This window comes from Pseudoalteromonas sp. A41-2, from assembly GCF_015767615.1.
Taxonomy (GTDB): domain Bacteria; phylum Pseudomonadota; class Gammaproteobacteria; order Enterobacterales; family Alteromonadaceae; genus Pseudoalteromonas; species Pseudoalteromonas lipolytica.
On sequence record NZ_CP065231.1, the window covers coordinates 2,242,177 to 2,254,823 of the forward strand.

9 protein-coding genes, 1 other RNA gene and 1 pseudogene are annotated in these 12,647 nt (G+C 43.1%); 6 read left to right on the top strand and 5 right to left on the bottom strand.

What is annotated here, in order from left to right; genetic code table 11:
- Positions 1–48: 48 nt before the first annotated feature.
- Positions 49–1,263, bottom strand: coding sequence for a beta-ketoacyl-ACP synthase I (gene fabB, locus IT970_RS10245; protein WP_036967312.1), 1,215 nt, complete (start codon positions 1,261–1,263; stop codon positions 49–51).
- A 179-nt stretch (positions 1,264–1,442) separates the two neighbouring features.
- On the opposite strand from fabB, the pseudogene mnmC reads away from it, so the two are divergent.
- Together mnmC and IT970_RS10255 are read left to right on the top strand one after the other, a co-directional pair.
- Positions 1,443–3,483 (top strand): annotated as a pseudogene (gene mnmC / locus IT970_RS10250) (bifunctional tRNA (5-methylaminomethyl-2-thiouridine)(34)-methyltransferase MnmD/FAD-dependent 5-carboxymethylaminomethyl-2-thiouridine(34) oxidoreductase MnmC).
- A 136-nt stretch (positions 3,484–3,619) separates the two neighbouring features.
- On the top strand, positions 3,620–4,258 hold the full coding sequence (locus IT970_RS10255) for an SDR family oxidoreductase (RefSeq protein ID WP_196857299.1): 639 nt from the start codon (positions 3,620–3,622) through the stop codon (positions 4,256–4,258).
- Here the strand turns inward: IT970_RS10255 and IT970_RS10260 are convergent.
- Positions 4,255–5,028: a sulfite exporter TauE/SafE family protein gene (locus IT970_RS10260; protein ID WP_118844436.1), complete on the bottom strand. Its 774-nt coding sequence runs from the start codon at positions 5,026–5,028 to the stop codon at positions 4,255–4,257. The two genes, IT970_RS10255 and IT970_RS10260, sit on opposite strands and share 4 nt — an antisense overlap.
- A 192-nt stretch (positions 5,029–5,220) precedes the next feature.
- On the opposite strand from IT970_RS10260, the gene IT970_RS10265 reads away from it, so the two are divergent.
- Entirely contained in the window at positions 5,221–5,937 is a 717-nt protein-coding gene (locus tag IT970_RS10265; RefSeq protein ID WP_118844437.1) for an enoyl-CoA hydratase/isomerase family protein, read from the top strand.
- An 88-nt stretch (positions 5,938–6,025) separates the two neighbouring features.
- Here IT970_RS10265 and ssrA read toward each other — a convergent pair.
- Positions 6,026–6,382: a transfer-messenger RNA gene (ssrA, locus tag IT970_RS10270) on the bottom strand.
- Positions 6,383–6,660: 278 nt separating this feature from the next.
- Here ssrA and IT970_RS10275 point away from each other — a divergent pair.
- Positions 6,661–8,286 (top strand): FapA family protein, encoded by a 1,626-nt coding sequence (locus tag IT970_RS10275; RefSeq protein WP_196857300.1) that lies wholly within the window; start codon positions 6,661–6,663, stop codon positions 8,284–8,286.
- Here IT970_RS10275 and rnt read toward each other — a convergent pair.
- Complete coding sequence (rnt, locus tag IT970_RS10280) at positions 8,270–8,950, bottom strand: ribonuclease T (protein WP_118844439.1); 681 nt, start codon at positions 8,948–8,950, stop codon at positions 8,270–8,272. The two genes, IT970_RS10275 and rnt, sit on opposite strands and share 17 nt — an antisense overlap.
- A gap of 216 nt (positions 8,951–9,166) precedes the next feature.
- Here rnt and IT970_RS10285 point away from each other — a divergent pair, with 216 nt between their 5' ends.
- Positions 9,167–10,045 (top strand): flagellar protein MotY, encoded by an 879-nt coding sequence (locus IT970_RS10285; protein ID WP_036967246.1) that lies wholly within the window; start codon positions 9,167–9,169, stop codon positions 10,043–10,045.
- A gap of 25 nt (positions 10,046–10,070) precedes the next feature.
- Here IT970_RS10285 and IT970_RS10290 read toward each other — a convergent pair whose 3' ends face one another.
- The gene (locus IT970_RS10290) at positions 10,071–10,976 is read right to left on the bottom strand and encodes a DMT family transporter (protein WP_036967245.1); all 906 of its coding nucleotides are present in this window, start codon (positions 10,974–10,976) and stop codon (positions 10,071–10,073) included.
- A 401-nt stretch (positions 10,977–11,377) separates the two neighbouring features.
- Between IT970_RS10290 and IT970_RS10295 the strand changes: the two genes are divergently transcribed.
- Complete coding sequence (locus IT970_RS10295; protein WP_176714534.1) at positions 11,378–12,580, top strand: aromatic amino acid transport family protein; 1,203 nt, start codon at positions 11,378–11,380, stop codon at positions 12,578–12,580.
- The last annotated feature ends 67 nt before the right edge of the window (positions 12,581–12,647 follow it).

Sequence of the window (12,647 nt, forward strand, 5' to 3'; positions counted from 1 at the left end):
AACGAAAAAGCCGAGCAAACGCTCGGCTTTGGCAAATACTGGAGAGGTTTAACCTTTATATTTGCTCATTACTAGTGTGGCGTTTGTGCCACCGAAACCAAAGCTGTTAGACATTACTGTATTCAGTTCAACGTCTTTACGCTCAGTAACAATGTTTAGACCTTCTGCTTGCTCATCTAACTCATCAATATTGATAGAAGGTGCAACAAAGTTGTGCTCTAGCATTAACAACGAGAAAATAGCCTCGTGAACGCCTGCCGCACCTAATGCGTGACCCGTCATTGCTTTTGTTGCACTGATCATCGGTGAGTTACCGCCAAACACTTCTTGAATTGCGCCAAGCTCTTTAACATCACCAACTGGGGTTGAAGTACCGTGCGTATTTAAGTAATCAATCCCGCCTTCAAGGCCTTGCATTGCTTGCTTCATACAACGTACCGCACCTTCACCTGATGGTGCTACCATGTCGTAACCGTCAGAAGTTGCACCATACCCTGTGATTTCAGCGTAGATGTGTGCGCCACGAGCAAGTGCATGCTCAAGCTCTTCAACGACAACGATACCGCCACCACCAGAGATAACAAAACCGTCACGGTTTGCATCGTAAGTGCGCGATGCTTTCTCAGGAGTTTCGTTATATTTAGTCGACAATGCGCCCATTGCATCGAATTCCATCGCCAGTGTCCAGTGAAGCTCTTCACCACCACCCGCAAAGATCACATCTTGCTTGCCAAGTTGAATTTGCTCAACCGCATGACCAATACAGTGTGCAGATGTTGCACAAGCAGAACTAATTGAGTAGTTAACACCTTTAATTTTGAATGGTGTTGCAAGACATGCCGACGTGGTGCTCGCCATCGTGCGCGGTACCATGTATGGACCTACACGCTTCACGCCTTTTTCACGCAGAATGTCAGCCGCTTCAACTTGCCATTTAGATGAACCACCACCCGAACCCACTAATAAACCAGTGCGTTCGTTTGAAACTTGCTCTTCATTAAGGCCTGCATCTTCAATTGCTTGTGCCATTGAAATATAAGCATATGCTGCTGCATCGCCCATAAAACGCATCGCTTTACGATCAACAAATTCTTTAACATCAATATCGATTTTGCCTGAAACGTTGCTACGTAGGTTGTAATCAGCAAACTCTTGGTTGAACGCGATACCACTACGGCCTTGTTTTAATGATTCTAATACTTCTTCTTTGTTGTTACCGATGCTTGAAACAACACCGATGCCCGTAATAACGGCTCTTCTCATGGGTAATTACCTTAGCTCTATACTAAATTGTGTTCTATTTTACGCTGAAAATACACGTTAAGTGGTCAGCTTTCTAGCGTACACATGTACTCTGAATGTGTAGCTTATAAATAACGCCAGACTATTTCAAAGAAAACACGTAAAATAATGAAAAAAAGTTGTAGTTATTTAGTTAAACCATGATCAAAAACGCAAATATACATTTTAATCACCTTGGTACACCCGTCGCCGATCAGTTTGACGATGTTTACTTCTCCAATGACGATGGCTTAGCTGAATCGCATTATGTGTTTTATCAACAAAACAATATCTCGCAACGATTACAAAATCATGACCGCGCGCATTTTGTTATTGCCGAGACGGGTTTTGGTACAGGGCTTAACTTTTTAAATACCTGGCAGCAATTTGCTGCTCACCTTGATAGGCAGCATGACAAGCAAGAAGTTCAAAATCAACACGACCTTAGTGTAAATAAAAGTGACAATAGCTCGGTTAGCCGCTTGCATTTTATCTCATTCGAAAAATTTCCAATTAAACGTGATGACCTTGCCCATGCACTAAAAGCGTGGCCTAGCTTACACACATTTAGTGCCCAGTTAATTGCTCAATACCCCATTAACCTTGCTGGCTGCCACAGATTAGAATTTGCCGACGGGCGAGTCGTACTCGACCTTTATTTTGGTGACGTACAAGACAGCATTGATGCCATGAGTTATCCAAGTGAAGGCGTTGTTGATGTATGGTACTTAGACGGTTTCGCGCCGAGTAAAAACCCCGATATGTGGCAGCAAAGTGTGTTTAATAAGATGCGTGCAATTTCACGCGAACATGCCACCCTAGCTACGTTCACAGCTGCAGGATTTGTTAGACGCGGTTTAATTGAAGCCGGTTTCGCTATGGCCAAAGCCAAAGGCTACGGCAAAAAACGTGAAATGCTGATTGGCACCTTAACAACACCCACAGAGCAGCAATCTGGCCCTGCGTATTTTTCTCATCATGCAAGTACATTAAATAACGTTGCTGTTATCGGTGGCGGCATCGCCAGTAGTAGTGTGATGTACTCTTTAGCAAAAAGGGGCATTACAACGACACTTTTTTGCCAAGATGACGCACTTGCTATGGGGGCCTCACACAATGTTCAGGGCGCTGTTTACCCCGCACCTGCAAGCCAAGAACTCACCGCACAGCGAAATGTTTGCGCATAGCTTTTTATACGCAAAACGCCTATATCAACAATTACTCGGCTTCGACTACCCTCACCAATGGTGTGGTGTATTGCAACACGCAGTAAAACAGGGCTTGGCCGATAAACACCAAAATTTAGCCGACAAAGCGCTTTGGCCAACTGAATTAATGCGCAATGTCAGTGCGACTGAAGGCGATGATATTGCGGGAGTAAACACAGGCTACTCTGGCGTATTCTTTGAACAAGGTGGCTGGGTAAACCCGCCTGCCTTAGTGACCGCCCTCTTTAATAAGGCATACTCACTCAATCCAATTAAAACCCATTTTAACTGCCATATTGAACAACTTGAAAAAACAGAATCAGGTTGGGTGTTACATACAAAAACACAGCAATTTGGTCCATTTAGCGATGTAATAATATGTGCGGGCGAGCATAGCGACCAATTTAAACAAACCCAGGCATTGCCCGTTGTGGGTGTGCGTGGTCAGGTATCGCATGTTGAGGCAAGTGAGCAATCCAAACAATTAAAAACGGTGCTGTGTCATAAAGGATATTTTACCCCTGAGTTTCAAGAGCATCACTGCATGGGGGCAACATTTGAGAAAAACTCAAAAAGCCGCGAAGTGAAAGAGCAAGACAACCAAACAAACCGAGAACAACTGCTTAGCTTCTATAAAGACAGTGACTTTGCCACATCATTAGGCGAAATTACCGCAGCCAAAGCAGCAGTAAGATGCAGCTTTATTGATCACCTACCAATGGCTGGCGAGTGGGCGGAGCAAGACGATTATGTCAATGCCTTTGCGAATTTAAGACTCGGAAAACGTTACCAATATCAGCCCTTAGCAAAACCTCAACAAGGCTTGCATGTGCTTACAGGGTTTGGGGCAAGAGGTCTGTGCAGTGCGCCACTGTGTGCCGAACACTTGGTCGCCTGCTTAAACAATGAACCCAGACCTTTTAGCGAACGTGTTAGCCAAGCAATTCACCCTGCTCGCTTTATTATTCGCGACCTAATTCGTAATAAAATCTAAAAAGACAGGGGGCTAAAAAGGCCCCTTCTTTTTCAAGCCGATTACAAATTAGTTTAATTTGTCCCTTTAAAATTAAGATCACACCCCAAAGTAGTAAGTTACACGTAAAAGTTAACGCAACTGGAAGGAGTTTGGTATGAAAACCCTAATCATAGGTGCAAGCGGACAAATAGGTAAAATGACCACCCAAAAAATGCTCGCTCAAGAGCATGAAGTCGTGGCATTAGTACGTGATAAAAGCAAATTGACTGATATTGAGCACCCAAACCTGAGCATTGTTGAGCAGGATCTAGAAAATGATTTTAGTCGCGCACTTACAGGGGTACAGCAAGTTATTTTTAGTGCCGGCTCTGGTGGTGCAACCGGTGCCGATAAAACCTTGCTCATTGATTTATGGGCTGCGGTAAAAGCAATTAACTATGCAGTTGATGCACAGGTTGAGCACTTTATCATGGTAAGCTCCATTGGCGCTGATGATCCCGATGGCATTGAAAGCAGCATCAAACCTTATTTAGTGACTAAGCACATGGCCGATGAGCATCTACTACACAGTGGCTTACATTACAGCATAGTAAGACCAGGCACACTCCTTAACGAATCGGCGTCTGGATTATTCACCATAAATCGTCCTGCAACACGCCAAGATGCCGTGATAAACCGAGAAGATGTTGCTGATGCACTGGTTTATATCGCCAGTCATAAACCTGATAAATCGCAACTATTCGAGTTATTTAATGGTGACAAACCACTCGACGAGCTATTAGCAGGTAACTAAGCAAACACAAAATAGATTCCCTGCCACGCAAGTTGCAGGGAAAGTAACGTCAGTACTAAGCGAAAAATCTGTTTAAATTTATCTGATGAGATACGGTGCAATAGCTTCAAACCCAGCCAAGTGCCTATTGCACCACTCATAATCATCGACATTACAAGCGGCAACCACTGCCAAAATGCAAACCCGACAGCACCATACAAAATAGCCTTTAAAGTATGCTGCAGCGTCATACAACTCGAAAATGTCGCGGTAAATTGCAGCTTATTGTAGTTATTTACATACAAACAACTACCAACCAGCGGCCCACTGGCACCCACAAACATCGAAATAAACGAGGTCCAAAGCCCTGCTAAAATGCGCCAAAGCGTTGATGTTTCTCTGATCTTAGGTGTCACACCCCAAAGCAAATAGAGCACAAAAGCTGCCACCACTATTTTCATTAACTCAAGCGGAATAGCGGTGACGATAGTTGACGCTACCAGTGCACCAAAGATTCCTCCCAACGAGAAATATAAAAACATAGCGCCATCGATATGCTTAAAAGTATATAAAAAGCGGTTCGCGTTAGAGCCCAGCTGCACTAAGCCGTGCACAGGGATCACCACACTCATAGGCATCATTGACGCCATAATGACTAACAACATTAATCCGCCACCAGCACCAAATGCAGCAGACACCATCGAGGTAAAACCTGCCAATATAATTAAGATAATTGTGCTGATCGGGCTTAACAACCCCCCACTAAAGAAATCCCAACTTACCAGTTCCATTATCGCGCTTTAAATAGAGTGTTTAGACTAAAATTACCATGGCAAGATAGTATTAGCGACTGTTTGAAACTGCATTTCGACTAAAAGCGGAGAACCTCCTCAGCACTCAAACTGGTCGGACTAGAGGTTTATTTTGTGCAACTGATGGTATATAACTATATCTATAACAAAAGAAAACGATAAAGGCACACCATGACCCCCATAAACGTAAGCACACAAGGCAGTGTTGCTATTCTCACAATGACCGCAGGTGAAAACCGCCATAATCCCACGTTTGCAGAAGCATTTTTAAATTGCCTTAATGACATTGAAGCGAACTCAGAACACAAAGCACTGATTATTACCTCAAGTGATGAAAAATCGTGGAGTTTAGGTATAGACACCGACTGGCTAATGCCCGCTTTAAAAGCACAAAAATATGAAGAAGTAAGTGGTTTTATGCACGCTATGGATGCCGTATTTAAGCGTTTGTTACTTTACCCAATGCCAGTTATTGCCGCTATTAATGGCCATGCATTTGGTAATGGGGCTATTTTAGCGTGCGCCTGCGATTTTAGATTTATGCAAAGTAACCGCGGCTTTTTCTGTTTTCCTGAAGTTGATTTATCGATTCCGTTTTTACCAGGCATGATTGAATTTGTAAAAAAATCGATGCCTTATTACCGCTTTAACGAAATGAAATTGACAGGACGCCGGGTTACAGCAAGCGAGCTTGTTGCAGACCACGTCATCGAACAAGCCTGCCCCGACAGCGAAAGCTTGTTTAATACCGCATTCGAATTTGCCAGCCAGTTCGATAAAAAACGCCCTATATTTGCCGAACATAAAAAGCGCCTTCATAAACACATCATCGAAACGATTGATGTTGAAAACAAACCCATCATCGATGCCGTTCAGTTAGTTGTGTGATTTAACGTGAATAACCCTTTATAATCAATGAATTAGGGGTGTATTTTAGGCAATAAAAAAGGCCGCTCTGAGAGCGGCCTTTTATGTTTGGTGGAGCTGGGGGGATTTGAACCCCCGTCCGAAAAGCCTCGACCTTTGGTACTACATGCTTAGTATCGTCTTTTAGTTAACCTTTACAGCTCGGACGAACACGATCTGCAAAGGCGAGGCCGCTTAGTTTTAACGCTTCAACCCCGGCCAGGGTTTCCGTCGCGATCATGTGTAAGGGTGACACTCCAAAATCCAGTCCACAAGAATACATGGAAGGAGCGCTAGCCAGCCTAAGCTGCTAGAGAGTAGTTATCGTCGTTTGCGATTACTTTAAATTGCGGCTTTTTTACGAGGCCAACCGCACCTCGACATGCACCTCGGGCGTCTTGAATTCCGTCGAATCCTAATCAGCCCCTGAATTTGGTATCTCATTCAGAGTGTATGTGAAGTATAACTGAGTAAACCCTTTATACTCAAGGCATTAATCAGGTTATTTTGGCATAACCCCTTTGAGTGCTGAAAAACCAAACAGGAAAAGTCAGTTTTTATACGAATTTTCACATATTAAGCATACAAGTTCTTAACATCATACAAAAGTTGTGCTGAAATGGGAGACGTTGTTACCTCTTCTTAAAACAATCCTGTAGCAACGAAAAAATAATAATAACAGGCCTCTTTTACAGGACTTACTTGATGTCGATGTTTTTGTTCGATGAGCAAAGTGGATATGTATCCTTGTGTGAGCATCCGCGCGATGCTGGCTTTCCCATAACGAGTTCACAACTCATTGAGTTAATTGAGCAATCGTCTTACGCAGACTGTGAACTTGTTGATGCCAATATTGGCAAACTTTTTACACCTAGCAGTCAATATCAAAATCAATCATTGGTTGTTGCAAAAGCCGTTGATGCACATATTGAAATCACCGTTGATGAAAAAAATATGATTGCAGAAGCGAGCCTGACAACAGCACGTGGTGGCAAAGTTGTGAGTATGGATGATGCACAAGCAGCGCTATCTGCTGCGGGAGTTAAGAGCGGCATAAGTCACTCTGCGCTTGATACTTTTTTAGGTCAGCAGTTTAAACAACCTGCTGGTGCGCACTACAGTGCTATTGTTGCGCATGGCCGTAACCCAAAAGATGGGAACGATGCACGGTTTGTCCGATTATGTTCAACAGCACAAGATCGCGTTCTTAGCCCACAAGCCACATCGGGTGGCAAAGTTGATATGCGAAACTTGGGCGCGATTATCACGGTTAAGCCCGGTGCGCCACTTATGCAACGTATTCCTGCAACTGCGGGTGAAAATGGCTTTACTGTATTTGGCGATACTTTACCCGCGCAAGCAGGTAAAGATTACCCCCTAGAGCCCTTTGAAGGGACCCGCCTTGATCCGATGAACAGTAATTTACTCATTGCCGACACCAAAGGAGTGCCCGTTGCACTGCCCCGCGGCATGCGCGTAGACGATGTGTTGTGCTTTCATCATGTTGATATCAGTACAGGCCATGTTGAGTTTGATGGCAGTGTTATCATTAGTGGCGATGTTAAAGATGGTATGTGCGTTAAAGCTACAGGTGATATTACAGTACTGGGATTTGTTGAATCAGCAACAATCGAAAGTAAAAGCGAAGTCACTATTATGCTCGGGGCCATTGGCCGGCACCGTGAAAATGAAGATCACTTTACATGCAATATAAGCGCAACACGCACTATTTCGGTTGGGTATGCACAGTTTTGCCATATTAAAAGTGAGCAAGATCTGTTTATAGAGCGTCAAGCTCTGCACTGTGATTTAAGTGCACGTCGTCTAATTCGTGTCGGTAAAGCGAATAACCCTCGCGGCAAAATTATTGGCGGGAATATTTTAGATGCAATGCGTATCGAAACCGGTGAGCTAGGTGCGCCATCAGGCACTAAAACCCGTGTCTTTATAGCGCAGTACTGGCATGATTTAAGACAAAAGCAACAACAAATCAATGACTTTGAAAAGCTGCTTGCCAGTAAAGCAGCCGCCTTACAACAAGCTCGAAAAAAAGCGAATAAAATAACCAATGCAGCTCAACGTGCGCATTACATCAATAAAATAACAGCCAGTGAACAACAAATAAAAATTAAAACCGCAAGCACTAAGAAAAAGAAATACCTTGTTAAGCAAAAGATTGCGCGTTTGTTGGCAACCAGTCGCTTAAAAGTGAATGAGTTAATGCATCCGGGCGTTGAGCTGAAAATAGCACAAGAGAGTAAACATTTTTCACGTATTTACCCTCCCCACTTAGTGCGATACTTCGAAGGGAAAATTACTCAGTCGTTTTAGCGGCTGAGTCTAGCTTTTCACTCTCTTCAGCTTGCTCTGGCAATGGCCATCCGCCTAGTTGTTGCCAACGATTAACAATTAGACAGAATAATTCTGCTGTGCGCTCTGTATCATAGAGCGCTGAGTGGGCTTGTTTATTATCAAACTCAATACCCGCTGCACGACAGGCTTTCGCTAATACAGTTTGCCCCAACGCAAGCCCCGCTAGAGAGGTCGTATCAAAACTCACGAACGGATGAAACGGTGTGCGTTTAATTTTACAACGCTCTATCGCCGCATTTAAAAAGCCATGATCAAAAGCCGCATTATGCGCAACCACCACTGAGCGCTGACAACCTGCCGCTTTTTGTGCTTTACGTACGGCTTTACAGATTTCTTTAATGGCCTCTTCTTCAGGCACCGCACCGCGTAACGCCGAAAATGGGTCTATGCCATTAAAATCAATCGCGGCCTGCTCTATATTCGCGCCTTCAAATGGCTCAACATGAAAATGCACCGTATGGTCAATGCTTAACACTCCATCGTCATCCATTTTTAAAACAGAAGCAGCGATTTCAAGTAACGCATCAGTGTCTTTATTAAACCCTGCCGTTTCAACATCAATAACCACGGGGAAAAAGCCACGAAAGCGTTTTGCGAAAAGAGTTTGTTCAGTATTTTCCATAGTCTTCTTGGTTTGCCAGTGTAAGCTGGCTATTATGTCAAAAACCACAGCTGCTCTGCTAGAGCAAAAGCGATTAAATCACAGATTCTTACAGGCTTTTTAGGCACAATAATTGCTTTAACTTAATGAGCTAACACGCTGTCAGGCAGTTTTGGACTGCTTGCTATAAAACTTGCCAATTATTTGGCATTGATGATTTGTTGGAGATTTACTGTGATGAAGCTTTCATTACTTTCTTTAAGCCTCGGCCTTTTAACAACGTTTGCAGCCACGCATGCAAGCAGTGCCATGCGCGAATACACTGCTACCGCAGATACTTCAAATTGGCAAATGGTTAAAACATCGCGCTTAGAATGCCAATTAAATCATGAAGTTCCTTTTTATGGCGAAGCCATTTTTAGCACTTCTGCCAGCAAGAATAAAGACGTCAACTTTAATCTCGACATGGTTGTACGTCCAGAAAATTACAGTATTGCTGGTTTAAAAGCTGTGCCGCCCAGTTGGCGTGCAGGCCTACCAGCACGCGATATTGCGAATATGAAATTATTACGTAAATTTGACGGTGAGCTAGGCAATAAAACGGCTTGGGAAATGCTGACAGAGCTCGAAAAAGGCTATCAGCCTACTTTTTATTACCAAGATTGGCAAAACCGTGCCGATAAAATTGCCGTAGGCTTGTCGAGTGTTAATTTTAAACAAGCCTATTGGGCTTTTTTACAATGCCGAGATGCCATGCTGCCTTACAGCTTTGAAGATATCTCATTCACGGTAATGAACTATGAACCTAACTCCAGTAAGCTGACAAAATCATCTCAAAAACGCTTAGATAAAATAGCCGAATACCTCAAATATGACACCAGTATTTCTGCTATTTCAATTTCATCTTATACCGATAGCTACGGTGGTCGTTGGAATAACCTTGAGCTTTCTAAAAAGCGGGCTAAAGCAATCAAAGAGTATATTGTGAGCTTAGGCATCGATGAAAATAAAGTGGATACCGAAGGGTTTGGTGAAAAACGCCATGTTGCCACTAATGACAATATTTTAGGGCGAAATACAAACCGTCGCTTGGTTATTCAAATTGCAAAAATGTAGTCGCCGTTATACGGCGACTACACTGCTAATTCATTTTAATTGGCTTAACGCGTTTAAAGCGCTTAAGCCACTTGTCACCAAATTGAAAAAACGCCAAGCTAATCATAATGACAGTTGCGCCAACAATCAGTGCTTGATCAATCGGCTCATTATTAAATATTCCGCCAATTGCAATAGCAAAACTTGGTGTAATTAAGGTGGTCAGGGCTACCGTGCTGGCATTCAGTTTTTGCAAAACATGAAAATACGCCAATGCACCGATTAACGATCCAAACACTCCTAAGTACACAATCGAGTAAAGCGACTTTACGCTCCAAAGCTCGCTATTGAGTTGACCATCAACCAATAACCAGGTTATAAAAAATAAAGGCGTTACAAAGACTAAAGCACCGAATGTCGTCGCCATTGGGTGAATAGCGATTCGAACACGTTTGATCATCACCCCGCTTAGGCTGAAAAAACACACCGCCATAAATACATACAGCAACCCACTTAGCTGCTCTACCCCACCTTGAATATGACGCTGGCTTACTAAAAAAAGACCGATTAGTGCACACCCAAGTGAAGCGAGTTTTAGTGTGCTGAATTTTGGCTCATTTAAAATTTTCTGCGCCAGTAATCCCGATAAAATAGGTGCCAAACCAAACATTAACGATATTAAGCCAGAAGGCACTGTTTTGGCGGCCATATAGCTCAGTAGCATGCCCCCAAATATGCCGATACTCGAGTATGCATATAAGAATAAGGCGCGACGATGCCAAGGCACACGGATATTAGCGATAGCAACCACCAATGCAGCAAGCACAAGACCCACCAGCATTCTTAACAAGACTGCCAATGTGGGCGCAACGGTTTCACTACTCCAAACAATACCTAGAGGGGTTGTAGACCAAATCACCACCATTAAAAAATATGAGGCTTTAACTGGCACAAGCTTATTCCTTTAATAAGGCGAAAAAAGCGGAGGAAAAAAACAAAGAATGGCCAACCGCTTTGAACGCGGTTAGTAAAACTTACTTAATTAACCGCAGCACATAACTGACCACACGGCTGGCGTTGCCAGACGCATACTGCGATTATTTGGTCGTTTATTTAGCTGCATCATCATCATAAAAAAGTAAGTAGAAGAGCGTTAAGAATCTGCCTATATGATTATTTTGTCAACTCAAAATTACGACAATGTAGAATAAAATTAAGCCTAATATTTACGCGCCTAACCGTGCTTGTAAATCATAAGTTACAATAAGTTTCTTTGATTTATAACAAAACTATTTAAGTTTTATTAAACAAGTTATATCTTGCATGCCTCTCACGAAGTTTAAGGGTCAAAAAGTGCTTAAAAATAAAACAATAGGTAGCATGTTAATTGTTGCTGGCACCACCATAGGAGCAGGGATGCTGGCATTGCCCATCGCCTCTGCGGGGCTTGGGTTCACCACCGCGCTGTCACTCATTTTATTAATTTGGTTTTTAATGACTTACACGGCTCTATTAATGTTAGAGCTTCATCAATATGCAGACAGAGACGCGACACTCAACACCTTGGCTAAATCTTGGTTGGGCAAGCGAGGGCAATGGGTGGCTAACTTTTCAGTTATGTTCTTGTTCTATGCCCTATGCGCCGCATACATAGCAGGCGGTGGTGCACAGTTGCAAGAAAAGCTAAATAATGGCTTGTCACTCTCGCTGGCCCCCCAAGTTGGCTCCGTTATTTTAGCCGTGGTCATTGGTACCGTAGTAACACTGGGCACAAGTAAGGTTGATAAGCTTAATAGAGTGCTTTTCACAATTAAAGTGTGCGTACTGGCAAGCTTATTTTATATGCTCACACCGTATGTGCATGGCCAGCACCTACTCGAAATGCCTATTGAACAAGGTTTAATTCTTTCAGCTATTCCGGTGGTATTTACATCTTTTGGCTTTCATGGCTCCATTCCATCGATTGTTAAATATGTGGGTCTCGACATTAAGACTTTACGAAAAGTCATGGTGGCAGGTGCCGCATTACCACTCGTCATTTACATTTTTTGGCAACTGTTGAGCCAAGGCATAATGAGCCAAAATGACTTAATGCAAAGCCAAGGTTTATCTGGCTTTGTTAGCAGTGTAGCAAGTATTGCACATAACCCTCATGTTGCGACTGCGGTCAATGTTTTCGCAGATTTAGCACTCGCCACGTCATTTTTAGGTGTGAGCTTGGGTTTATTTGATTTTTTTGCCGATGCCTTTAAAAAAGGTGATGGCAGCAAAGACCGTATTAAAACGGCATTAATTACCTTTGTACCGCCCCTTGGTTTTGCATTATTTTACCCACAAGGTTTTATTATGGCCCTTGGCTACGCTGCGATTGCTTTGGTTATTCTGGCCGTATTTTTGCCTGTCGCCATGGTTTACAAACAACGCCGAAGCCAACCTGAAACAGGTTACCAAGTAAAAGGGGGTAATGTTGGTTTAGTACTGGCGGCTTTATTTGGTGTGCTAATCATTAGCGCCCAAGGTTTACAGATGGCTGGTGTAATCCCTGCTATTGGTTAATAAAAATCACACACTGAAAAAAGGCACCTTTGGTGCCTTTTTTCATTATTTTGAGGGATTAAACGGG

Bases quoted from the DNA above. Each gene is read 5' to 3' on its own strand.
- IT970_RS10260 (WP_118844436.1), bottom strand. From the start codon at position 5,028: ATGGAACTGGTAAGTTGGGATTTCTTTAGTGGGGGGTTGTTAAGCCCG.
- rnt (WP_118844439.1), bottom strand. From the start codon at position 8,950: ATGGAAAATACTGAACAAACTCTTTTCGCAAAACGCTTTCGTGGCTTT.
- fabB (WP_036967312.1), bottom strand. From the start codon at position 1,263: ATGAGAAGAGCCGTTATTACGGGCATCGGTGTTGTTTCAAGCATCGGT.
- IT970_RS10265 (WP_118844437.1), top strand. From the start codon at position 5,221: ATGACCCCCATAAACGTAAGCACACAAGGCAGTGTTGCTATTCTCACA.
- IT970_RS10285 (WP_036967246.1), top strand. From the start codon at position 9,167: ATGAAGCTTTCATTACTTTCTTTAAGCCTCGGCCTTTTAACAACGTTT.
- IT970_RS10255 (WP_196857299.1), top strand. From the start codon at position 3,620: ATGAAAACCCTAATCATAGGTGCAAGCGGACAAATAGGTAAAATGACC.
- IT970_RS10275 (WP_196857300.1), top strand. From the start codon at position 6,661: ATGTCGATGTTTTTGTTCGATGAGCAAAGTGGATATGTATCCTTGTGT.